This window comes from [Rhizobium] kunmingense (assembly GCF_977018605.1).
This window is the reverse complement of the sequence record NZ_CDRNXG010000001.1, coordinates 37,349-56,972: the sequence shown is the minus strand read 5'-3', so window position 1 is coordinate 56,972 and position 19,624 is coordinate 37,349. Positions and strand designations below refer to the sequence as shown.

General features: G+C 64.2%; 24 protein-coding genes and 1 pseudogene. 19 read left to right on the top strand and 6 right to left on the bottom strand.

All coding sequences use genetic code 11. From position 1 onward, the window contains the following. The first annotated feature begins 98 nt into the window (after positions 1–98). The gene (locus tag AC0JZ4_RS00305) at positions 99–1,052 is read left to right on the top strand and encodes a GGDEF domain-containing protein (RefSeq protein WP_471884480.1); all 954 of its coding nucleotides are present in this window, start codon (positions 99–101) and stop codon (positions 1,050–1,052) included. 2 nt (positions 1,053–1,054) lie between these two features. Here AC0JZ4_RS00305 and AC0JZ4_RS00300 read toward each other — a convergent pair whose 3' ends face one another. Beyond that, positions 1,055–1,924: a LysR substrate-binding domain-containing protein gene (locus AC0JZ4_RS00300; RefSeq protein ID WP_471884479.1), complete on the bottom strand. Its 870-nt coding sequence runs from the start codon at positions 1,922–1,924 to the stop codon at positions 1,055–1,057. A gap of 219 nt (positions 1,925–2,143) precedes the next feature. Here AC0JZ4_RS00300 and AC0JZ4_RS00295 point away from each other — a divergent pair, with 219 nt between their 5' ends. The 4 genes from AC0JZ4_RS00295 to AC0JZ4_RS00280 all read left to right on the top strand — a co-directional run bounded on the left by AC0JZ4_RS00295 (position 2,144) and on the right by AC0JZ4_RS00280 (position 5,478). Next, the gene (locus tag AC0JZ4_RS00295; protein WP_471884478.1) at positions 2,144–3,478 is read left to right on the top strand and encodes an aspartate aminotransferase family protein; all 1,335 of its coding nucleotides are present in this window, start codon (positions 2,144–2,146) and stop codon (positions 3,476–3,478) included. Positions 3,479–3,547: 69 nt separating this feature from the next. Continuing rightward, positions 3,548–3,754 carry a hypothetical protein gene (locus AC0JZ4_RS00290; protein WP_471884477.1) on the top strand — a complete coding sequence of 69 codons (207 nt, stop codon included), beginning with the start codon at positions 3,548–3,550 and terminating at the stop codon, positions 3,752–3,754. 224 nt (positions 3,755–3,978) lie between these two features. Continuing rightward, positions 3,979–5,136 (top strand): vWA domain-containing protein, encoded by a 1,158-nt coding sequence (locus AC0JZ4_RS00285; protein ID WP_471884476.1) that lies wholly within the window; start codon positions 3,979–3,981, stop codon positions 5,134–5,136. A 102-nt stretch (positions 5,137–5,238) separates the two neighbouring features. After that, positions 5,239–5,478, top strand: a complete 240-nt coding sequence (locus tag AC0JZ4_RS00280; RefSeq protein ID WP_471884475.1) for a hypothetical protein — start codon at positions 5,239–5,241, stop codon at positions 5,476–5,478. A 211-nt stretch (positions 5,479–5,689) separates the two neighbouring features. Here the strand turns inward: AC0JZ4_RS00280 and AC0JZ4_RS00275 are convergent, their stop codons facing one another. Next, positions 5,690–5,857 (bottom strand): Thivi_2564 family membrane protein, encoded by a 168-nt coding sequence (locus AC0JZ4_RS00275; RefSeq protein ID WP_162706419.1) that lies wholly within the window; start codon positions 5,855–5,857, stop codon positions 5,690–5,692. A gap of 135 nt (positions 5,858–5,992) precedes the next feature. On the opposite strand from AC0JZ4_RS00275, the gene AC0JZ4_RS00270 reads away from it, so the two are divergent. Then, positions 5,993–6,340, top strand: a complete 348-nt coding sequence (locus AC0JZ4_RS00270; RefSeq protein ID WP_471887937.1) for a hypothetical protein — start codon at positions 5,993–5,995, stop codon at positions 6,338–6,340. A 147-nt stretch (positions 6,341–6,487) separates the two neighbouring features. Here the strand turns inward: AC0JZ4_RS00270 and AC0JZ4_RS00265 are convergent, their stop codons facing one another. After that, positions 6,488–6,829 (bottom strand): hypothetical protein, encoded by a 342-nt coding sequence (locus tag AC0JZ4_RS00265; RefSeq protein ID WP_471884474.1) that lies wholly within the window; start codon positions 6,827–6,829, stop codon positions 6,488–6,490. Positions 6,830–7,075: 246 nt separating this feature from the next. Here AC0JZ4_RS00265 and AC0JZ4_RS00260 point away from each other — a divergent pair, with 246 nt between their 5' ends. Next, positions 7,076–8,536 carry a protein adenylyltransferase SelO gene (locus tag AC0JZ4_RS00260; protein ID WP_471884473.1) on the top strand — a complete coding sequence of 487 codons (1,461 nt, stop codon included), beginning with the start codon at positions 7,076–7,078 and terminating at the stop codon, positions 8,534–8,536. Between the two features lie 55 nt (positions 8,537–8,591). On the opposite strand, the gene AC0JZ4_RS00255 is transcribed toward AC0JZ4_RS00260, so the two are convergent. Further along, the gene (locus AC0JZ4_RS00255; protein WP_471884472.1) at positions 8,592–9,515 is read right to left on the bottom strand and encodes a dihydrodipicolinate synthase family protein; all 924 of its coding nucleotides are present in this window, start codon (positions 9,513–9,515) and stop codon (positions 8,592–8,594) included. Between the two features lie 355 nt (positions 9,516–9,870). Between AC0JZ4_RS00255 and AC0JZ4_RS00250 the strand changes: the two genes are divergently transcribed. Further along, complete coding sequence (locus tag AC0JZ4_RS00250; protein ID WP_471884471.1) at positions 9,871–10,506, top strand: hypothetical protein; 636 nt, start codon at positions 9,871–9,873, stop codon at positions 10,504–10,506. A gap of 256 nt (positions 10,507–10,762) precedes the next feature. Beyond that, positions 10,763–12,184 carry a DNA-packaging protein gene (locus AC0JZ4_RS00245; RefSeq protein ID WP_471887734.1) on the top strand — a complete coding sequence of 474 codons (1,422 nt, stop codon included), beginning with the start codon at positions 10,763–10,765 and terminating at the stop codon, positions 12,182–12,184. A gap of 40 nt (positions 12,185–12,224) precedes the next feature. Here AC0JZ4_RS00245 and AC0JZ4_RS00240 read toward each other — a convergent pair whose 3' ends face one another. Further along, positions 12,225–12,347, bottom strand: coding sequence for a hypothetical protein (locus tag AC0JZ4_RS00240; RefSeq protein ID WP_471884470.1), 123 nt, complete (start codon positions 12,345–12,347; stop codon positions 12,225–12,227). 172 nt (positions 12,348–12,519) lie between these two features. Between AC0JZ4_RS00240 and AC0JZ4_RS00235 the strand changes: the two genes are divergently transcribed. The 8 genes from AC0JZ4_RS00235 to AC0JZ4_RS00200 all read left to right on the top strand — a co-directional run bounded on the left by AC0JZ4_RS00235 (position 12,520) and on the right by AC0JZ4_RS00200 (position 16,893). Beyond that, positions 12,520–13,143 (top strand): hypothetical protein, encoded by a 624-nt coding sequence (locus tag AC0JZ4_RS00235; RefSeq protein WP_471884469.1) that lies wholly within the window; start codon positions 12,520–12,522, stop codon positions 13,141–13,143. 37 nt (positions 13,144–13,180) lie between these two features. After that, entirely contained in the window at positions 13,181–13,504 is a 324-nt protein-coding gene (locus tag AC0JZ4_RS00230) for a toxin-antitoxin system TumE family protein (RefSeq protein WP_471884468.1), read from the top strand. Next, positions 13,497–13,871 carry an HVO_A0114 family putative DNA-binding protein gene (locus AC0JZ4_RS00225; protein WP_471884467.1) on the top strand — a complete coding sequence of 125 codons (375 nt, stop codon included), beginning with the start codon at positions 13,497–13,499 and terminating at the stop codon, positions 13,869–13,871. The genes AC0JZ4_RS00230 and AC0JZ4_RS00225 overlap by 8 nt, the downstream gene beginning before the upstream one ends. Positions 13,872–13,977: 106 nt before the next feature. Next, the gene (locus tag AC0JZ4_RS00220) at positions 13,978–14,286 is read left to right on the top strand and encodes a Dabb family protein (protein ID WP_471884466.1); all 309 of its coding nucleotides are present in this window, start codon (positions 13,978–13,980) and stop codon (positions 14,284–14,286) included. A gap of 94 nt (positions 14,287–14,380) precedes the next feature. Then, on the top strand, positions 14,381–15,589 hold the full coding sequence (locus AC0JZ4_RS00215; RefSeq protein ID WP_471884465.1) for a phage portal protein: 1,209 nt from the start codon (positions 14,381–14,383) through the stop codon (positions 15,587–15,589). Between the two features lie 57 nt (positions 15,590–15,646). Continuing rightward, positions 15,647–16,015, top strand: coding sequence for a CopG family ribbon-helix-helix protein (locus AC0JZ4_RS00210; RefSeq protein WP_471884464.1), 369 nt, complete (start codon positions 15,647–15,649; stop codon positions 16,013–16,015). Next, positions 16,015–16,248 carry a hypothetical protein gene (locus AC0JZ4_RS00205; RefSeq protein WP_471884463.1) on the top strand — a complete coding sequence of 78 codons (234 nt, stop codon included), beginning with the start codon at positions 16,015–16,017 and terminating at the stop codon, positions 16,246–16,248. The genes AC0JZ4_RS00210 and AC0JZ4_RS00205 overlap by 1 nt, the downstream gene beginning before the upstream one ends. Before the next feature lie 306 nt (positions 16,249–16,554). Beyond that, positions 16,555–16,893 carry a DUF6107 family protein gene (locus AC0JZ4_RS00200; protein WP_471884462.1) on the top strand — a complete coding sequence of 113 codons (339 nt, stop codon included), beginning with the start codon at positions 16,555–16,557 and terminating at the stop codon, positions 16,891–16,893. A gap of 28 nt (positions 16,894–16,921) precedes the next feature. On the opposite strand, the gene AC0JZ4_RS00195 is transcribed toward AC0JZ4_RS00200, so the two are convergent. Next, complete coding sequence (locus AC0JZ4_RS00195) at positions 16,922–17,122, bottom strand: hypothetical protein (RefSeq protein ID WP_471884461.1); 201 nt, start codon at positions 17,120–17,122, stop codon at positions 16,922–16,924. A 208-nt stretch (positions 17,123–17,330) separates the two neighbouring features. On the opposite strand from AC0JZ4_RS00195, the gene AC0JZ4_RS00190 reads away from it, so the two are divergent. Together AC0JZ4_RS00190 and AC0JZ4_RS00185 are read left to right on the top strand one after the other, a co-directional pair. Then, positions 17,331–17,954, top strand: a complete 624-nt coding sequence (locus tag AC0JZ4_RS00190) for an HK97 family phage prohead protease (RefSeq protein ID WP_471887733.1) — start codon at positions 17,331–17,333, stop codon at positions 17,952–17,954. 77 nt (positions 17,955–18,031) lie between these two features. After that, a pseudogene (locus tag AC0JZ4_RS00185) lies at positions 18,032–19,319 on the top strand (phage major capsid protein). The last annotated feature ends 305 nt before the right edge of the window (positions 19,320–19,624 follow it).

Here is a 19,624-nt window from a genome sequence, read left to right as displayed (position 1 = left end):
CGGCAAAACAAGTGTTTGCTTCAGCTTATGCAGTTTCCTCTAACCTATCCTTCACAACTGGTGCTTAGATAGGCGATCAATACGAATGACCTGAGGGCATGAAGGCCTTGGAAGACACGCAGACAATGTTGCAGGCCGCCCGGTTGATGGAAATGGCGGGTGTGCTGGTTGCCGTCTATGACGACGAGGACCGGCTGCGCTATGCCAACCGCGCCTTCCGCGCCGGCTGGGCCATCGAAGAGGGCGAACAGCCGCTCTGGTCCGAACTGATGCGCCGCAATTTTCACGCAGGGCGCGGCACCGTCATCAAGGCCACCGATTTCGAGGCCTGGCTGACCTCCACCATATCGCGTCGCGGCAAGGCCGGCTTCCGCGCCTTCGAGACCGACCTGCATGACGGCCGCTGGCTGTGGATGACCGAGACGATGCAGGCCGACGGCTGGATGCTGTGCGTGGCAAGCGACATCACCTCGATCCGCTCCGACGAACGGACGCTCAGGCAGGACCGCGACGAGGCGATCAGGGCATCGCAGACCGACGAACTGACCGGCATTCCGAGCCGTCGTTTCGTCATGGGCAAGCTGACCGAGATGCTGGCGCAGCGCCAAGGCGAGGTTGCCGATCCCGCCCGTCCGGTCGGCTGCATCGCCGTGCTGGATATCGACAATTTCAAGTATATCAACGACCGCTTCGGCCATTCCGTCGGTGATACGGTGCTGAAGGATTTTGCCGGCACGCTGCAGCGGCTGGTGCGCAAGACCGACGTTCTCGGCCGCGTCGGCGGCGAGGAATTCGTCCTCGTCCTGCCCAACACGACGCCCGATGCCGCCGACGCGATCCTCGGCCGCATGCTGGAGGCGGTCAGAAGCTCGCGGCCGCTTCAGGATCAGGTGAGCTTCCGCTACACGTTTTCGGCCGGCGTTGCCTGCGCCACCGGTGGCGACAAGGCGGAGGAGATCTATCGCCGCGCCGACCTGGCGCTTTACGCCGCCAAGATGCGCGGCCGCGATCAGGTCAGCTTCGATCCCGCCACCCGGTTCGGCCTTGCCTGAGCCTAGAGCCGCTCCGGGCCGGCGCTTTCGCTGATCGCCGGCAAGGTCTTGCGGATGTGGTCGCCCAGCATGGCGGCGGCCGACGATGGCCGGCTTTCGGAAAATTCCAGCGCAATGCCGATCCTCGGCAGGGGCGGCAGGCCCGCCTCGACGACATGCAGGTCCGGCGGCACGGCGGTGCGGGTCAGCACGCTGACGGCATGGCCTGACCGGGCGATTGCGATCAGCCCGGCTAGGCTGTCGCTGGCAAACGCCACCCGGTAACGCCGTCCCGCGGCCTCCATCGCATCGCAGGCCGCCCGGTGGTCGAGCGTCGCCGGTGCCGACAGCGCCAGCGGCAGGATATCGCTGTCGAGCACGGCGGGATTGGCCCCATCGGCGACCCAGACGAAATCCTCGTGGCGGATGACATCGGCATGGGCCGGATCGGGCAGCGACACCAGCGCCATGTCGATCTGCCGGCGCTGCAGGAGCGGTCGAAGTCCGATCGTCGGCGCGCAGACCATGCGCAGCTCCACATCCGGGTTGGCGGCGCAGAAGCCGCGTAACAGTTCCGGCAGGAAGGCGATCGAATAATCCTCCGGGCAGCCGAGGCTGACGGAGCCTTTCAAAGTCGCGCCGCCCATATCGGCGAGGATGTCGTCATGCCGTGCGATCAGCTGTTCGGCATGGGCAAGAAGTCGTTCCCCCGCCGCCGTCAGCCGGATGCCGGCGCCGGTGCGCAGCAGAAGCGCATGCCCAACCTGATCGGCCAGCCGCTGCATCTGCATGCTGAGCGCCGACTGCGTGCGCCCGATCTGGCTCGCCGCAAGGCTGATCGACCCGGTACGGGCGACGGTGACGAAGTTTTTCAGGAGTGCGATGTCGAGCATGGGCGATATCAGATTTATCGATATCGGATTGAAATACTATCAATTGGACTTTTGGGGAAGGGGACGGCAGGTTTTGGGGAAGATGACGATTGCTTAGCAGTCCGGGAGGGTGCCGCTCGTGTCCTTCGCCCTGCTCAGTAGGGGGGAAAAGGCCAGCCGCGGCGCCTTGCCCTAAGCGATCGTCGCCACACCGAACGACACCAAAAAAGGGGAACGACAGTGGAAAATCTAGCCAAGGCCACGACTTCGCTGAACGACGACAAGGCCTTCTGGGCCGATGCCGACAAGCACCTGACCCGCTACGGGCCGGCCTTCGAACGGGTCATCATCGAGCGTGCCGAAGGCTCCTACGTCTATGATGCCGATGGCCGTGCCATTCTCGATTTCACCTCCGGCCAGATGAGCGCCGTTCTGGGGCATACGCACCCGGATATCGTTGCCACCGTCAACCGCCAGATGGGCGCGGTGGCGCATCTCTTCTCCGGCATGCTGTCACGCCCGGTGGTCGAACTTGCCGCACGGCTGGCGGAGTTGGCGCCGGGTCTCGACCGGGTGCAGTTGCTCACCACGGGCGCGGAATCGAACGAGGCGGCCATCCGCATGGCGAAACTCGTCACCGGCGGACATGAGATCGTTGCGTTTGCGCAGAGCTGGCACGGCATGACCGGGGCGGCGGCATCGGCCACCTACAGCGCCGGCCGCAAGGGTTACGGCCCGGCCTCCGCCGGCTCCTTCGTCATTCCCGCGCCGAATGCCTATCGCCCGCGCTTCAAGCACGCCGACGGCTCGAACGACTGGCAGGCGGAACTCGACGATGCCTTCCACCTGATCGACAACCAGTCGACCGGCAATCTGGCCGCCTTCATCGCCGAGCCGATCCTGTCGTCGGGCGGCATTCTGGAACTGCCGCTCGGCTATCTCGCGGCGCTCAAGAAGAAATGCGAGGAGCGCGGCATGCTGCTGATCCTCGACGAGGCGCAGACCGGCGTCGGCCGCACCGGCCATATGTTCGCCTTCCAGCGCGACGGCGTTACCCCCGATATCATGACGCTGTCGAAGACGCTCGGCGCCGGCCTGCCGCTGGCCGCGGTGATGACCAGCGCGGCGGTGGAGGAAAAGGCCTTTGAAAAGGGCTTCCTGTTCTACACCACCCACGTCTCCGACCCGCTGCCGGCGGCCGTCGGCGTGACGGTGCTCGACGTGATGGCGCGAGACAACCTGGTGGACCAGGCGATCGCGCGCGGCAAGCGGCTGAAGGATGGTCTGATGTCGCTGCAGCAGCGTTTCGAATGCGTCGGCGACGTGCGCGGCCGCGGGCTTCTGCTTGGGCTGGAAGTCGTCACCGACCGGCACACCAAGGCACCGGGCTTCGAACTGGGTGCGAGGATCATGGAAGAGGCGATGCTGCGCGGCCTGTCGATGAACATCGTCAAGCTACCCGGCATGGGCGGCGTCTTCCGCATCGCCCCGGCGCTGACCGTGACCGAGGCCGAGATCGACCGCGGCGTCGATATCATGTCGGAGGCGATCGAGGCGGCGCAGCGCGGCGGCTGAGAGGCGTCGGACAGGCTCTAACCAAAGCCGCGGCTGATTAACCCGCGGCAAGGACGGCCGGTTGCCGCCATGCCATATTGCGTCGGCATGGCGAGCGACCAGTCCATTCCCGTCGAGGGCATACTCGTGATCCGCAGGGTCTATCATCGGCTGCGCGCGCAGGGCCTGCCGCGCAAGGGGGAACCGCGTGTTCTGGCGGCCAACATCATCTATCTCTACCGCATGGGCGTGCATGACGAGCGCGAGCTTGCAGCGCTTGCGGCGCATGTGAGCTGAGGCGGGAGCGGCCGCGCCGCTGCGGATTATCGGACAAGGGCTCGGGTTCTCATTCCCGCACAAGCCATCTATCTGGCTAAACATGCAATTAAGCATCATTGAATATAAGAAAGAACGAATATCGCATCTGATCCATTATGGGTTTCATGCGACACCCGAGCCAACCATATCGCGTTCTTGCTGGAGCCGGTCTTTACGCCGCCGACCGGGCGGGGAATTTCGGCATGATGACGGCGCTGATCCTGCCGCTTCTTTTGGGCGGCGCGGGGCTGGCGATCGACACGACCAACCTGATGCTGTCGAAGCGGCAGTTGCAGGAGGCGACCGATGCGGCGGCGCTGGCGGTCTCGGGCGCCATGGCGAGCGGCGCGGATATGGCGGCCGGGCAGAAGCTCGGCAAGGATTTTCTCGCCGGCCAGCTCGCCAATTTCGCCACGAGCGCCGAGACCGCGGCGGTCAAGAATGCCACGACGGTGGCGATCACCACTACCACGGATGCGGCGTCCGGCGCCAAAAGCTATGCGGTGGCGATCACCTCCTCGGCCAATGTGACGCTGACGCCGCTGACCGGCATGTTCGCCGGCCAGACCTACCCCGTTTCCGCTGCCAGCCGCACGATCTCGGGGGCCGGCAGCAGCGCCGGCGGGGTCGGCGCGCCGTCGAACGGCATATCGTTGGACCTTGTGCTCGACGAGTCGGCCTCGATGGCGGAAAACACGACGACCGTTAAGGGGCAGAAATGCGTGCTGATGCTGCTCGGCATCTGCCTGTCCTACCAGACCACCTATGTGACCAAGGTCGAGGCGCTGAAGCAGGCGGCGCTGACGCTGTTCGACGCGCTCGACAAGTCGGACCCGAACACCCGCTATATCCGCACCGGCACGATTTCCTATACCAACGGCATCAAGGGCCAGATACCGCTTGCCTGGGGTACCGGCGGCTCCCGCACTTACGTCAACGGCATGACGCTGAACCCGACCGGCGGCACCGATGCGACGGCGGCGGTGACGACGGCGACCGGCAATATCCAGCAAAATGCCTACAAGACCGATACCGAAAGCGTCGAGCAGGCCAAGAAGAACAACAAGACCTCCGACCGCATCATGATCCTGATGACCGACGGCGAGATGACCGGCAATTCGACGCTCTGGAGTTCGCGGCTCGACGGCAATGTCAGGACCGCCTGCGATGCCGCCAAGGCCGGCGGGATCAAGATCTACACGGTCGCCTTCATGGCGCCCGACAAGGGCAGGGCGCTTCTGAAATACTGCGCCTCGACCGAGGCCGACTACTATCAGCCGGAAACGATGGACGGGCTGGTATCGTCCTTCAAGCAGATCGCCGAAAACGCCATCAAGCCGCAGAACAGGCTGACGAATTAGGCATGGGGAACGCGCGCGGTGGTCTTGGCCGATGGAGGTGGCCGGGAACCGGAATGGAACGAGCCGGTTACCCCTGGAGGACCAAACGGAAAGGCAAGCGCCATGCAGGACAACCAGCAGCAGGACACCCGTGGGCAGAAGACCCATGCACTGGAACTGGCGGAAGAATATCGCCGCCTCGGCGGCACCCGACTCGCCAAGATGGACGACAATATCGTCAGCACCCGCAAATGGGATGACGAACCGGACGCGGCGTCAAAATTCTGGCGTGATCGGGTGGAAATACTGGCGGATCGGGAGCAGGCGGAGGTGGTCAGCCACCTGAAAAGCCTGAATTCCTGAGCCGGAATTCGAGAGTAATACAATTCGACGATGCCAAGGCCGGACCTATGTGCCGGCATGGCAGCGCGGGCAGGCGGGGGCGACGGAGACTAGCTCCGCTCCCCGCACGGGCGCACCAAGGGCTCCCAAGGCGAAAGCCGCCACCCGGACGGTTCATGCGGGTTTTGCGATCCGCATGGCCGTCCGGGTTGGTCTCTTCGGACCGGGGCCGTCAGAATACCGCCAGGTATTTCAGCAGCGAAATGATGCCGATGATGATGACGATGACGCGCGCGATCTGGCGCATCTTGGCGTCGAGCGGCAGCATGTTGATGAGATAAAGTACCAGCACGATCACCAGGAAGGTGATCAGGATGCTGATCAGAAGCGACAAACCCATAGCCCCATTCTCCATTCTTACCGGCACGATCCGTGCCGTTTCACGAATATGTAATTATGGGGGGATCGGAAAAAGGAAAGGGGGACAAGGTGATAGGGGCGAAAGAGGATTTTTTCGAAAGCCGATGGGGTTCTGATGCCGTCCCGGATCGCGCCGCAATCGGAGGCGAATGCCGAGGCGACCGGGTTTGTCAGCCTGGAATGGGCCGACATGCTCATTCACCGGCAAAGTCTGGAACGACGGGAGACATGCGGGTGGCCGAAACCTGGGAGCGGTATTTTGTCACGCTGGACGCATCGGCCATGGCGGCATAAATTGGCCGGAATGGCTTTCGGCAATTCCGGGGCCGGTTCAAACATGGAAATATCCAAAATGTGGGATTGGTTCCCTATCGTCTTCTTTCCGCTCAAGATTCTCGTTCTGGGCACGGGCATGTTCTTCGCCATCAAGTGGCATCACGACCAGAAGAAGAAGCCGAGGTAACGAAACCGGCTGACGTTTGGCGACCGCCGATGACAGGTCTCTTGCGGCTCGTCGCCGACAGGCTCCCTCGGGCGAGCCTGCCAATCATGCTGCCATGAAAAGGCCCGCCGAAGCGGGCCCAGTCGCGGCAAGCCTGTCTTTCTCTTTTCAGCCCTTCCGCAACACCGCCGAAGACGACGCGTTGGTGCCGCGCCACGTATAGGTGACGGTGCCGTCCTTTTTCGGGCTGAGCGTCACTTTTGCGCCTTCCGCATGGGTGATCGAGACGGAGGATTTGCCGACCGAGGACGTGCCGATCTTCTGCGACTGGCCGTTCGATGCCCAGGAGGTGACCTTGCCCTTGGCGATCTTGATCGTCGTCGAGCGGCCGTTGGCGCCCTTGCCGCTCCAGGTGCCGTTCCAGTCGAATTCGGCGGCCGATGCCATCACCGGCGCAGCGATGAGCATGGTGGCGGAAATGAGCGTGATGAATGCACGTTTGGCTGACATGGTACCCCCTTTGAGAGATGGCGATCCCGGCCCCCCGGAGATCATCGACGGGGTCAGGATAGATGGCGGTTTCAGGCGGTACATCACCAGAATTGGGGAATGTTCGGGTTTATTCCGGTGCATCCTGCGGCTTAGGCGATCCGCCTTGACGGCTTGTTCAGGGCGGCGGATTTCCCATATTGAGGGGAAGAGAGGCCTGCCTTTTTCTGGCGGGCGCGACCGGATATTCCCGAGGGAGGTTTTCCCGTGTTCCAGTTCGACAATTCCTATGCCCGTCTGCCGGACAGGTTTTTCGCCGCCGTCTATCCCGAGCCGGTGATCGGGCCGAAGCTTCTGAAATTCAACGAGAGTCTGGCACGCGAACTGGGTGTCGAGGCGGATTTTGCCGATGTGGACCGGCTGGCGGCGATGCTTGCCGGCAATGTCGTGCCGCAGGGGGCGACGCCGCTTGCCATGGCCTATGCCGGCCACCAGTTCGGCAATTTCGTGCCGCAGCTCGGCGACGGGCGGGCGATCCTTCTGGGCGAGGTGGTCGACGGTGACGGGCGGCGGCGCGACATCCAGCTGAAGGGCGCGGGGCCGACGCCGTTTTCCCGCCGCGGCGACGGGCGCGCGGCGCTTGGACCGGTGCTGCGCGAATATATCGTCTCGGAAGCGATGGCGGCGCTCGGCATTCCGGCGACACGGGCGCTGGCGGCCGTGGCCACGGGAGAACAGGTGTTTCGCGAAATGCCGGAACAGGGTGCGGTCTTCGTGCGCGTGGCGGCAAGCCATGTGCGGGTCGGGACGTTCCAGTTCTTTGCCGCGCGCGGCGATACGGACGGCGTGCGGACGCTGGCGGATTACGTGATCGAACGGCATTATCCGGCGCTGAAATCGTCCGAAAATCCCTATCTGGACCTGTTGCGGGCGGTCGCCTTTGCTCAGGCTGACCTGATTGCCCGCTGGCTCGGCGTCGGCTTCGTGCATGGGGTGATGAACACCGACAACATGACGATATCGGGCGAGACGATCGATTTCGGTCCTTGCGCCTTTCTCGACGAATACGACCAGATGAAGGTGTTTTCCTCGATCGACCGCGGCGGCCGATACGCCTATCGCAACCAGCCGGGCATCGGCCAGTGGAACATCGCCCGGCTGGCCGAATGCCTGCTGCCGATCCTCGACGAAAATGAGGAGAGGGCGGTGGAGCTGGCCAATGCCGTGCTGGAGGAATTCGGCCCGCGCTTCCAGAGCGCCTGGATCGCGGTGTTCCGCGACAAGATCGGGCTTTCGACGGCCGCGGAAGGCGATGCCGATCTGGTGCAGGGACTGCTTGCGGCGATGCAGGACGAGGAGGCCGATTTCACACTTGTTTTCCGCAGCCTGGCGGACGCGGCGGAAGGATCGGACGAGCGGTTTCTCGGCCAGTTCGCCAATGCCGCCAAGGCTCAAACATGGCTGGCGGAATGGCGCGAGCGGCTTTCGGCCGAAGCGCCGTTCGATGCCGGAAGGGGCGCACGCATGCGCGCCGTCAACCCGGCGGTCATTCCCCGTAACCACCGCATTCAGGAGGCGATCGCGGCGGCCAATTACGGCGACCTTTCGTTCTTCGAGCGGCTGCTCGAGGCGCTGCAAAACCCCTATGAGGAACGCCCGGAATTTGCCGCCTACATGACCCCGCCGACGGTGGAGGAAAGGGTCACGCGGACCTTCTGCGGGACGTAAGGGGCTTGAGTTGCCGCGGTTCCCGCAGAACCGCTATCCTGACTGAGTTCTGTCCCTAGAAATCGAGACTTTCCAGGGCCTTCTCGATGGCGGGGCGGTGTTCTTCGCCAAGCGGTAGGAGGGGCTTTGGAGCCTCGCCTGCGTCCAGCCCGAGGATTTCGGCGGCCATATAGACGACGCGCAGGCTGCCATGCGCCTTGAACAGCGCCCAGAGCGGCGCAAAGAGCGCATTGAGACGCTCGGTCTCGGCGGCATCGCCGGACATGGCGGCTTTGGCAAGCGCCAGAGACGGTTTTGGCAACAGGCCGGCGACGACGCTGTACCAGCCATCTGCGCCGGCCAGCAGCGCCTTGGGGCATTCCCAGTCGCCGCTATAGCCGATCGAAAAACCTGCAGGCGTTGCGGCGCGCAGGCGGGAAATTTCGCCGGAGAAATCGAGGTCCTTTGCCAGCGGCATCTTGATCGCGGCGATGTTTTGCAGCTGCGCGAGGCGGGCGATCAGGGCTTCCGAAAAGCTGAAATGGGTGGTCGAGGGGTTGTTGTAGATCGCAAGCGGCAGATCGGTGGCGGATGCCACTGCGGCAAAATGCTGGAAGGCTTCCTCTTCGGTAAGCGGCGTATAGGAGACCGGGGCAAGCAGCAGCGCATCGGCGCCGGCGGCCTGCGCATCGCGGGCAAGCGCCTGTGCCTCGTCGGTGCGCAGCGCGCCGACGCCGACGATGACGGGGAGTTTTCCGGCCGCAGCCTCGACGGCGGCAGAGGTGGCCCGGCGGCGTTCCTCGCGGCTCAGATACATGTAGGTGCCGGTGCTGCCGAGGAGGCCGATCGAGCTTGTGCCGGCATCCGCGATACGCGCGACGAGACGCTGAAGCGCATCGGCATCGACCCGGCCGGCCGCGTTGGCGGGGGTGAGCGGGAAGGCGGAAAGGCCGGTAAAGGCAGGCGGGCGGGTGGAGATCGTCGGCATCTGGTCTGGCATGCAATGCTCCGGCTTCGAGATCTGCGCAGACTATCGGGAATTATCGCGCGCTCGCAAGGGTATGGGCCTGTTTTGCAACGGTGGGCGATGGCGTGAAAGCTGAAATAGGAAAATAATCCTTGACGGCGTGACGGTCGTTTGCTAGGGTTTGTGCATGGTCGAAGAGTTGCGCCGAGGATGCGCCGCCGGCTTTGACCTTTGGATATTTCCAGCACAGCACAGCACAGCACAGGATCCGACGCTGCGGGCCATTGGGCCGCGGGCGTGGTTTTTCGTGTCTGCGGACGGGATGCGTGACCGGTGCGATGTGCGGGTGGCGCGGCATGGCCGTGCGCGTAAAAAGCGGGAGCGTGGTATGGATGAATTCGACGGGTTCGACCCGGCGCTGTTTTCCACCTGGGCGGAGCGGCCGCTTTATGGCGACGATGCCGGCGTCGATATCGGCGATGGGCGCGATGATGCCGCGTTGCGGCGGCAGATACGCGGCGTGCTGGAGGTGAAGTCGGCCGAGGCGCTGGCGGATGCCGGTGAGCAGTTGCGGCGGCTTCTCAACGACATGACGCTGGAGATGCGGGCGCAATTTGCCACGTTCCGGCAGATGCGCGAGAGCGCCGCGCTGGCGCTTTCGGAAGGTGACGAGGCAGCACAGAAACTGGCCCGTGCCGACGTCAAGGCGGCGACCGATGCGATGAGCCTGATCGTGCGCACCCTGGAAAAGATCGACGGCCTGCAGCGCCAGCTGGCCCGTGATCGCGAGATCGAGGCCGAACGTGCCTCGGACGAGGGCGGTTACGAGGAAGCCAAGGCGCGCTTCGTGGCGATGATCGAGGAGAAGGCGAATGCGCGTGCCTTTGACCTTTACGAGCAATGGAAACACCATGGACCGCCGGACGGGATCTTGGCGCGGCATGGCCGAAACCTTGCCGAGCGGGAGAACGCTGCGGCTTCGACAGGAGAAGCTGGCGCGCCGGACTGCGACGCTGGCCGGTGAGCTGAAGGGCGGCTTCGACGAAATGTCACAGACGCACACCATGGCGCGTGAGGCTTATGTCGGCGGCGCAGCTCTGGCTGCGCAGGTGAAGGCAGGTGCGGGGTGGAATGGGAGGGATGAACATGGGCCGGGGGAGAGCGTCGGGGACGGGACCGGCAAGGCGACATGGGACGCGATCGGCAATGTGACGGCGGGATGGACCGGGGATCGGGCTGGGGATCGGACCGGGGGCGCTCCTCAGGACAACGGCGGGTGCATGATCGGTTCGGTGTCGTCAGGGGGCGGTGATCGGCCGCTGCCGGATGTGCCGGCAGGCGGTGTGGCCGAGCCCGGTGCGACCTTGCGGGATACCGAGGGGCTCGGCTCTGATTTGGGTGCCGCCGAATGGACCGGGACGTCTGCCGACCCCTACGGTGATTTTCAGATACGCCACGAACGCGACTGGCGGTTTCGCGGCCGGCCGGAGCAGCAGCCGCCGGACGGCGACTGGCGCACATGGCTGATCATGGGCGGGCGCGGCTCGGGCAAGACGCGGGCGGGCGCCGAATGGGTGCACGCGCTGGCATCGCAAGGTGAGCGGTCCGGCCTGCGCATAGCGCTGGTGGCGGAGACGCTGGGCGATGCGCGGGAAGTGATGATCGACGGCGTATCGGGCATCTGCCGCATCGCGCGCAGGAACTGCCCTGATTTCGAGATTTCGCGGCGGCGGCTGGTCTGGCCGAACGGCGCGGTGGCGCAGATCTTTTCATCGGAAGACCCGGAAGCCTTGCGCGGGCCGCAGTTTCACCATGCCTGGTGCGACGAGATCGGCAAATGGAAACATGCCGACGAGACGTTCGACATGCTGCAATTCGGCCTGCGGCTGGGGGATGATCCGCGCCAGCTGGTGACCACGACACCGCGGCCGGTGCCGGTGCTGAAACGGCTGATCGCCGATCCTGCGACGCGGCTGGTGCGCATCTCGACCGCCGGCAATGCGAAGAACCTGGCGCCGGGTTTCATCGAGGCCCTGCAGGGACGGTATGGTGGAACACGGCTGGGGCGTCAGGAGCTGGATGGCGAACTGATCGAGGATCGCACCGACGCGCTGTGGCGCAGAAGCGAGATCGAGGCCTGCGTGCTGCGCCCGATGGCAGGCTCGATGGCAGGCCCGGTGACATCCCGGATCGGCCCGCTGCGGCGGATCGTCGTGGCGGTCGACCCGCCTTCGGGTTCGGGTGAAAAATCCTGCTGCGGCATTGTCGTGGCGGGACTGGCGGCCGATGGACGGGCCGTGGTTCTGGCCGATTGCTCGGTGGAGGGGGCGACGCCATCCGTCTGGGCAGCGGCGGTGGTGAAGGCCTACAGGCGGTTCGAGGCGGACCGGGTGGTGGCGGAGGGAAACCAGGGCGGCGAGATGGTGACGGCGCTGTTGAAAAGCGTCGATGCGGTTCTGCCGGTGACGCTGGTTCATGCCAGCCGCGGCAAATTTCCGCGCGCCGAGCCTGTCGCGGCACTCTACGAGCAGGGACGGGTGGCGCATGCGGGCCGGTTTGTCGAGCTGGAGGACCAGATGTGCGATTTCGGCCCGGACGGGCTGTCATCGGGGCGCTCTCCCGACCGGCTGGATGCGCTGGTCTGGGCGCTGACGGCGCTTGTTCTGCAAGGTCAGGGCGAGCCGCGGGTGAGGGGTATCTGACGGATCAGACGATCGACGGGCGCGGCTCGGAAGGATCGGATCAGCGCTGCGAAGGCCGCTGTGCGGGGACTTCCCGGATCTGTTTCCACTCCGACTCCAGACGGTCGAGGACATCCTGCGGGATCGGTTTGGACGGGGCGGCCTGGGCCGTCTGCTGCATCATCATGACCTCCTGTTTTGCTGCGCTGCATCATCATGACAGCGCCCGACATAACGTTGCTTTCGTCAATTCGTTCCACACAGTTTCGCGAATGTAAATCGGCGCTTAAGTGGTTAAAACGATTTAGATTTCTTAAACCGATTGAAACTCGCATCTTTCTTTTGGAGGACAGCGCGTGACCGGGGATGACAGACGCTCCTTCTTTCTGGCGGTGCGGCGGGACCTGTTCGGCGGGCGGCTGTCGCCCCTGCAGGTCGAGGGGTTGGAGGCGATTCTCGACGGCTGGGCGAGGCTGACGCAAGCGTCCCCGCCGGCCGGTTGCGGCGACGCGCTGGCCTATGTGCTGGCGACCGCCTTTCACGAGACGGCGGCGACGATGCAGCCGGTGCGCGAGACGCTGGCAAGGAGCGATGCGGAGGCGGTGGCCCGGCTGGAACGGGCCTTTGCCGCAGGCCGGCTGAAATCGGTCAGGACGCCGTACTGGCGGTGCGATGCGGATGCCAGGAGCTGGTTCGGCCGCGGCCTCGTGCAGCTGACGCATCGGCGCAATTATGAGGCCATGTCGGCGCTGACGGGGATCGACCTCGTGGCCGACCCTTCGCGGGCGATGGATATGGATGTGGCGGTGACGGTGCTGATCGAGGGCATGCGGGCGGGCAGCTTTACCGGCGTGCGGCTCGGCGATTGCTTTGCCGCTGGCCGAGCCGACTGGCTGGGCGCGCGAAAGATCATCAACGGGACTGACCGCGCCGAACGGGTGGCCGGCCATGCGCTGATCTTTCGCGCGGCGCTGGCATGATTGATGCTTTCTCCACCATATGCTATGATTAGCATCAATGGCGCGCGCGACCCTGATCATGGATCGAAAGCTGCATCTGGAGGGTGGGCTGATCATCCAGATGAAGGTCTGGCGCATTCCGCATTCCGCATTCCGCATTCCGCATTCGAGCGTGGAGCGGCCGCACGGCTTGAAATATTCGCTCTTCTTCGGGCGTGAGGGCGAGCGGATCATCGGCTACGACAATGAGGCCGGCAAAGGCGATCACCGCCACTACCGGCGGCATGAAGAAGCCTACCGCTTCGAAAGCCTCGAAGTGATGATCCGCGATTTCGAAGAGGATATTCGCCGGGAAATGGCAGGGAGATCGAGGAATGGCTGAGGTAAGGCTGCACGTTTTGACCGTGGACGGTTTCTTCGAGCGGGCGGCGCAGGCTGCGCGGCGGATTGATGCCGATGATAATGCACGCGAGGCGGAGAGCCCGGCTTCGGAAATCGCATTCGAAAGCATGGATCTTTTGCTGAAGGCGCTGACGGCGAACCGCTGGCGGCTGCTGCGGGCGCTGAAGGTTTCGGGGCCTGGTTCCATACGGCAGCTGGCGAGGACGCTTGGGCGGGATTATCGCGGCGTGCATTTCGACGTAACGGCCTTGATCGAGATCGGGCTGATCGAGAAGGCGGAGGGCGGGGCGATACACGTTCCCTGGGACAGGATTATCGCGGAAATGGCGATAACCGAAGCTGCCTGACATTTGCCGCGTATTTGCGGAGGCGGAAGTGCGACGACACGTTGAAGCGGATGGTTTCGCGTGTTAGCAGGCCTTTTGATGTAATGATGCTGCCTGCGGAGTTCTGATGATACGCCATATCGTGTTTTTCACGGCGACTGCCGAGAATTTCGAGGATGTTCGGGCGGGGCTTTCCATGCTCACGGCAAATCCGCATGCATCGCTTCTGGAAATCGGCACCAATGTGAAGACCGACCAGTGGGACCGTGAGGTCGATTTCGTCGTCTATGGCGAATTCGAGGACGAGGCGGCGCTGGCGGCCTACAAGGCGCATCCGATCTATCAGAAGTCGACGGAGACGGTGAAGCCGATCCGCGAGGTGCGGATCGCCGCCGATTACGACAGTGCTGCGGCGGTGAAGACGCCGCTGCGCTAGGGCAGCTTTTTTTGCGCATGGCGTTTACTCGAGACCCGTGACGGCTTTCGAGCGGGATCTGCTGTGCCGCGTTTTCAGCAACAGGACATTCGAGATGAGATCTCCCTTTCGCCTCCCGTGGCTTGCCGCGGGGGAACGCAGAGCCGCGTCCGATCGCCAGCCGCAGATGGCGGCTGCAGCGGGCGGCGAGGTGAAGATGGCGGGTGGCGCGGCGTCTGCGTTTGCGCTGCTTTCCGCCGAAGGATCAGCGCATTGGTCCGGCCGTTCCTATGCGGCGCTTTCCCGCAGCGGCTTCATGCGCAACCCGGTGGCGCATCGGGCGATACGGATGATCGCCGAGGCATCCGCCGCGGTGCCCTGGGCGGCCTATGAGGGCGCGCGGGAGGTCGGCGATCATCCGGCGCTTGCCCTGCTTGCCCGCCCGAACGGGCGGCAGGCCGGGCCGGATTTCTTCGAGACGCTCTATGGGCATCTTCTCTTGTCGGGCAATGCCTATGTCGAGCCGCTTTCGATCGGCGGGCGGGTGCGTGAACTGCATCTGCTGCGGCCCGACCGGGTGAGCGTCGTCGAGGGGCGTGACGGCTGGGTGGCGGGCTATGACTACCGGGCCGGGGCAACGGTGCGGCGCCTGCCGGCGGAGCATATGGACGGGCGGCCGGCGCTTCTGCATCTCAAGCTTTTTCATCCGCTCGACGACCATTCCGGCTTTTCGCCGCTTTCGGCCGCCGGCGCGGCGCTCGATCTCTCCAATGCCGCATCCGGCTGGAACAAGGCCTTGATCGACAACTCGGCGCGGCCTTCCGGCGCGCTCGTCTATCAGCCGAAGGATGGCGGCAATCTTTCCGCCGACCAGTACCAGCGGCTGAAGGAGGAGCTTGAGGCCGGCTATTCGGGGGCGAAGAACGCCGGACGGCCGCTGCTTCTGGAGGGCGGGCTGGACTGGAAGGCGATGGGGCTTTCGCCCAAGGACATGGATTTCATCGAGGCGCGCAATGGCGCGGCCCGCGATATCGCCCTGGCGCTCGGCGTGCCGCCGATGCTGGTCGGCATTCCGGGCGACAATACCTATGCCAATTACCAGGAGGCGAACCGCGCCTTCTATCGCCTGACCGTGCTGCCGCTGATTGCGCGCATTGCGGCAAGCTTTTCAGGCTGGCTGGCGGACGGATTTTCCGGCCTGAGGCTCGAGCCGGATCTCGACCGGATCGCCGGGCTGGCGGCCGAGCGGGAGGCGCTGTGGGCGCGGGTAGGGGCGGCCGGCTTCCTCAGCGAAGAGGAAAAGCGTGAGGCGGTGGGATATTGAGGGATTTCGGCTTCGGGTGTATTTTGTAATACGCGGTATTACAAAATGGAGGCCGACATGGCTGACGAGACACGAGTTGAGAAGGCTGGTGGCGAGGGTGCCGGCAAGGCCAAGGCTGGCGGCAAGACCGCCGGCGGGGCCACGGACAAGGCTGCCGTCAAGGTGGCCGAGAAGCCGGCTCTCTCCGATCCGATCACGCTGCGCGTGCCGCAGGACATTCTGGACGATATCGAGAAGATCGCACAGACGGCCGAGCGGACCAGGAGCTGGGTGATCGTGCGGGCGCTGAAATACTATCTCATGGCGGAGGGGGCGGAAATGCTCAGTATTCGCCGGGGACTGGAGGATATCGAAGCCGGCCGGACGGTGGATGCGGAAGACTTCTTCGATGAACTCGATCGCCTCAATCGCGAGGATGCCGCCTGATGAAGGTTCGCTTCGCAGATGAAGCGATCCGTTATGTCCAGCGCGAACGCGCTTATCTGGCGCAGTTCAGCAGGCGGACGTCTGTTGCGTTCTCCGAGCAGATCAAGAAGGCGGCCTGGCTGATCGGCGACTATCCCCATGTGGGGGGGGCGTTGCGCCGGCAGAGGGAGTGCGGCGCTTTGTTTCCGCTCCCTATCATCTGGATTACGTCGAACAGGACGATCGGATTATGATCATTTCGGTCATGCATGCCAGGCAGGGACCGGCAAGCCTCGACAAGGACGATGGAGACACGTTCGACGAATGAGAGCGGGGCGGTGGTCTTGGGCCTTCATCGAGGTCGCATCCTCACTCAATCTGTGAGCCGCCGGACTCAATTTGCGAGGCTTTTTCGCCAAGCTTTTCTGCGGATTGACGAATATCGGGTCGCAGCACGCGGTATCTTGATGCCGCTGCCGGTGTCGGCAGACGCGGCCGACGCTATGGGGTCGGCGTCTTGCGCGCGATCCGCGCTTCCTCTAACCGACAAGAGATTAACAATGGCTGAGCTTGGACCGGATCCGGGGACGGCGGGGGCTTCGCTGTCGTCCGGACTGTGGGCGGCGAAGGCTGCCGGTGCGTTTGCGGGGGCGGGTATCTCGCTCGTCTATCTTCTGCCGAAAGGCGGGCGCGAGGCGGCGAGCCGGTTTGTCACGGGGGTGAGCTGCGGGCTGATCTTCGGTGGGCCGGCGGGAGTATGGCTGGTCGAGCGACTGGGCATTGCCGGCGCGCTTTCGGGCCCGGAGGTGATGCTGGCGGGGTCGGCCCTCGCAAGCCTCAGCGCCTGGTGGGTGCTCGGGGCCTTGGCGCGGATGGCGGAGAAATATGGGCGGCGCTGACCATGGTCGAATGCCTGCCTTTTCCGGTTCAGCCGTCGCTGCCCCCGGCAGTATCGCCGCTGCCGGCAAACACCGTCACATTGCCATCCGACTGGTCGGGCCTGTCGAGCGCATCCGCCATCAGCGGCCTCTTCAACAATGCGGGTGGACGCAGAGCGAGCCGGACGGCGCCGGCGATAAGCACCATGCCGGAGGCGAGACCGAGCGCGATAAGCAGTAGAGTCTGCATGTCGTCCTCCGTTTAAGGCGCGGCTGGCAAGAAGATAGCGCTCAAGGCCCTGGGGCTCAAGAGCGTGGTTTCGGCCTGCAATCCGCGCGCATGTATCGAGGCCGTGCTTGCCGGTGTCTTCCGCCCGGAGCTTGGCTCGTCCCGAGAACCGGTTTTCCAGTCAATTCAGGAGAGTTTCATGCACGCTTTTCGCGGGCCTCGCGCCTCCATGCGTTCCGGTGAGCGCCGAGATGAACGCTCGGTCCAGGCGACTGGCGAGCGGCCGGTGACGAGCCCGAATGCGCGCAAGTTCGCCAATCTGGAACTGGCCGGTATTGCCGGCGACGGCACGTTTTCGGGCTATGCGAGCGTCTTCGGCGAGGTCGATCTGGGCCGCGACCGGATCGAGAGGGGGGCGTTTTTGAACTCGCTCGTCGCCCGCGGCGCACCGGGCGTGCGGATGCTTTATCAGCACGACCCGAACGAACCGATCGGCGCCTGGAAGACGATCCGCGAGGATGCCCGCGGGCTTTACGTCGAGGGCGTGCTGTCGCCCGGTGTCGGGCGGTCGCGCGAGGTGTTTTCGCTGTTGAAATCCGGGGCACTGGACGGGCTGTCGATCGGCTTTCGCACGGTCAAGGCGCGCACCGATGCCAAGACCGGGGTGCGCCGCATTCTCGAAGCGGATCTTTGGGAGATTTCCGTCGTGACCTTTCCAATGCTGCCATCGGCACGGGTCTCCGACGTCAAGCATGCGCGGTTCTTCCGCGACCGGGAGACGGAGCTTGTCCGCCAGATGCGGCGGGCGGCGAAGATGATGTGGACCTCAAGCTTCAAGGGACGATCGATATGACGCAACAGGGGATGCAGGCGATGCGGGAGAACGTGATGCCGGGGAATGAAGCCATGCCGATGGGTGAAGTCGGGCCGATGAGTGAAGTCGGGCCGGGGAAAGTGGCGCCGGAAGTGAAGGCGGTGCCGGAGACGGTGACGGCGGCCTTCGACGACTTCATGGAAGCCTTCGAGGCGTTCAAGGATGTCAACGACAGAAGGCTCGGCGAGATCGAGCAGAAACTGTCGGCGGACGTCGTGACCCCGCGACAAGGTGGACCGTATCAACCGGGCGATGGATGACCAGAAGAAGGTGCTGGACCAGCTGGTGCTGAAGAAGGCACGGCCGCAGCTGGGGACGTTCCGCGGGGCGGAGCATTCGGGAAGCCATGCGGGCGAGCTTTCGCCGGAAGCGGCGGAGCACAAGGCGGCCTTCGACGCCTATATCCGCCGCGGCGACGAGGCGGGCCTGCGTGAGCTGGAAGCCAAGGCGATGTCGGCAGGCAGTGGGGCCGATGGTGGCTATCTGGTGCCATCGGAGACCGACAGCGAGATCGGGCGCCGGGTCTCGGTCGTATCGCCGATGAGGGCGCTTTCCACCGTTCGCACGGTTTCCACCGCCGTCTTGAAAAAGCCGTTCGCGACGGCGGGGCTTGCGACCGGCTGGGTGGCCGAGACGGCGGCCCGGCCGCAGACGGCGACGCCGCAGCTGGCCGAGCTGTCGTTTCCGACGATGGAACTCTATGCCATGCCGGCGGCCAGCCAGGCGCTGCTCGACGATGCGGCGGTCGATATCGAGGCCTGGATCGCCGGCGAGGTGGATATCGTCTTTGCCGAACAGGAGGGCGACGCCTTCATCCGCGGCGACGGGATCAACCGGCCGAGGGGCTTTCTCAACTATACGGCGGTGGCCGAGAGCAGCTGGACCTGGGGCAATCTCGGCTACGTGGCGACAGGTGCCGCCGGTGCCTGGAGGACGACGGGGCCGTCGGACACGCTGGTCGACGTGATCTATGCGCTGAAGGCCGGGCACCGGCGGAACGGCACCTTCATGCTGAACCGCAGGGTGCAGGCCGATATCCGCAAGTTCAAGGATGCCGACGGCAACTACCTGTGGCGCCCTCCGGCCTCTGCCGGTCAGGCCGCGACCCTGATGGGCTTCCCGGTGGCGGAGGCGGAGGAAATGCCGGACGTGGCGGCGAATTCGCTGTCGATCGCGTTTGGTGATTTTCGCGCCGGCTATCTGGTGGTCGACCGGGCCGGCGTGCGGGTGCTGCGCGACCCGTATTCGGCCAAGCCCTATGTGCTGTTCTACACGACCAAGCGTGTCGGCGGCGGGGTGCAGAATTTCGAGGCGATCAAGCTGGTGCGGTTTGCGGCGAGCTGATGACCATGACCGAAAGAGTGATCGCCAGATGAGATACCTCTGGCGATCATCAGATCAACTGCACTGGCAGGTTCCATCGAACCGGCAGTGGCAACTGGCCGGGCAGCTGCACATGACGGTAGCGTAAGCCTGTGCCGCTGCCAGCGAAAGTGCAAATGCCAAAGTGAATGCGGATGCGATTTTCATTCAGTCCTCCCTTGAAACCAAATCGCAAAGTAAATTTACGCGAACACGCGCAAAAAATCAATCAAGGGTTGATTTAGACTGCGACGTCCGAACGCTTGTGACTGAAACACAGGGAAAAT

Bases quoted from the DNA above. Each gene is read 5' to 3' on its own strand.
- AC0JZ4_RS00305 (WP_471884480.1), top strand. From the start codon at position 99: ATGAAGGCCTTGGAAGACACGCAGACAATGTTGCAGGCCGCCCGGTTG.
- AC0JZ4_RS00300 (WP_471884479.1), bottom strand. From the start codon at position 1,924: ATGCTCGACATCGCACTCCTGAAAAACTTCGTCACCGTCGCCCGTACC.
- AC0JZ4_RS00290 (WP_471884477.1), top strand. From the start codon at position 3,548: ATGCCATATTGCGTCGGCATGGCGAGCGACCAGTCCATTCCCGTCGAG.
- AC0JZ4_RS00285 (WP_471884476.1), top strand. From the start codon at position 3,979: ATGATGACGGCGCTGATCCTGCCGCTTCTTTTGGGCGGCGCGGGGCTG.
- AC0JZ4_RS00280 (WP_471884475.1), top strand. From the start codon at position 5,239: ATGCAGGACAACCAGCAGCAGGACACCCGTGGGCAGAAGACCCATGCA.
- AC0JZ4_RS00275 (WP_162706419.1), bottom strand. From the start codon at position 5,857: ATGGGTTTGTCGCTTCTGATCAGCATCCTGATCACCTTCCTGGTGATC.
- AC0JZ4_RS00270 (WP_471887937.1), top strand. From the start codon at position 5,993: ATGCCGTCCCGGATCGCGCCGCAATCGGAGGCGAATGCCGAGGCGACC.
- AC0JZ4_RS00265 (WP_471884474.1), bottom strand. From the start codon at position 6,829: ATGTCAGCCAAACGTGCATTCATCACGCTCATTTCCGCCACCATGCTC.
- AC0JZ4_RS00255 (WP_471884472.1), bottom strand. From the start codon at position 9,515: ATGCCAGACCAGATGCCGACGATCTCCACCCGCCCGCCTGCCTTTACC.
- AC0JZ4_RS00250 (WP_471884471.1), top strand. From the start codon at position 9,871: ATGGATGAATTCGACGGGTTCGACCCGGCGCTGTTTTCCACCTGGGCG.
- AC0JZ4_RS00245 (WP_471887734.1), top strand. From the start codon at position 10,763: ATGATCGGTTCGGTGTCGTCAGGGGGCGGTGATCGGCCGCTGCCGGAT.
- AC0JZ4_RS00240 (WP_471884470.1), bottom strand. From the start codon at position 12,347: ATGATGCAGCAGACGGCCCAGGCCGCCCCGTCCAAACCGATCCCGCAG.
- AC0JZ4_RS00230 (WP_471884468.1), top strand. From the start codon at position 13,181: ATGGCGCGCGCGACCCTGATCATGGATCGAAAGCTGCATCTGGAGGGT.
- AC0JZ4_RS00225 (WP_471884467.1), top strand. From the start codon at position 13,497: ATGGCTGAGGTAAGGCTGCACGTTTTGACCGTGGACGGTTTCTTCGAG.
- AC0JZ4_RS00220 (WP_471884466.1), top strand. From the start codon at position 13,978: ATGATACGCCATATCGTGTTTTTCACGGCGACTGCCGAGAATTTCGAG.
- AC0JZ4_RS00215 (WP_471884465.1), top strand. From the start codon at position 14,381: ATGAGATCTCCCTTTCGCCTCCCGTGGCTTGCCGCGGGGGAACGCAGA.
- AC0JZ4_RS00210 (WP_471884464.1), top strand. From the start codon at position 15,647: ATGGCTGACGAGACACGAGTTGAGAAGGCTGGTGGCGAGGGTGCCGGC.
- AC0JZ4_RS00205 (WP_471884463.1), top strand. From the start codon at position 16,015: ATGAAGGTTCGCTTCGCAGATGAAGCGATCCGTTATGTCCAGCGCGAA.
- AC0JZ4_RS00200 (WP_471884462.1), top strand. From the start codon at position 16,555: ATGGCTGAGCTTGGACCGGATCCGGGGACGGCGGGGGCTTCGCTGTCG.
- AC0JZ4_RS00195 (WP_471884461.1), bottom strand. From the start codon at position 17,122: ATGCAGACTCTACTGCTTATCGCGCTCGGTCTCGCCTCCGGCATGGTG.
- AC0JZ4_RS00190 (WP_471887733.1), top strand. From the start codon at position 17,331: ATGCGTTCCGGTGAGCGCCGAGATGAACGCTCGGTCCAGGCGACTGGC.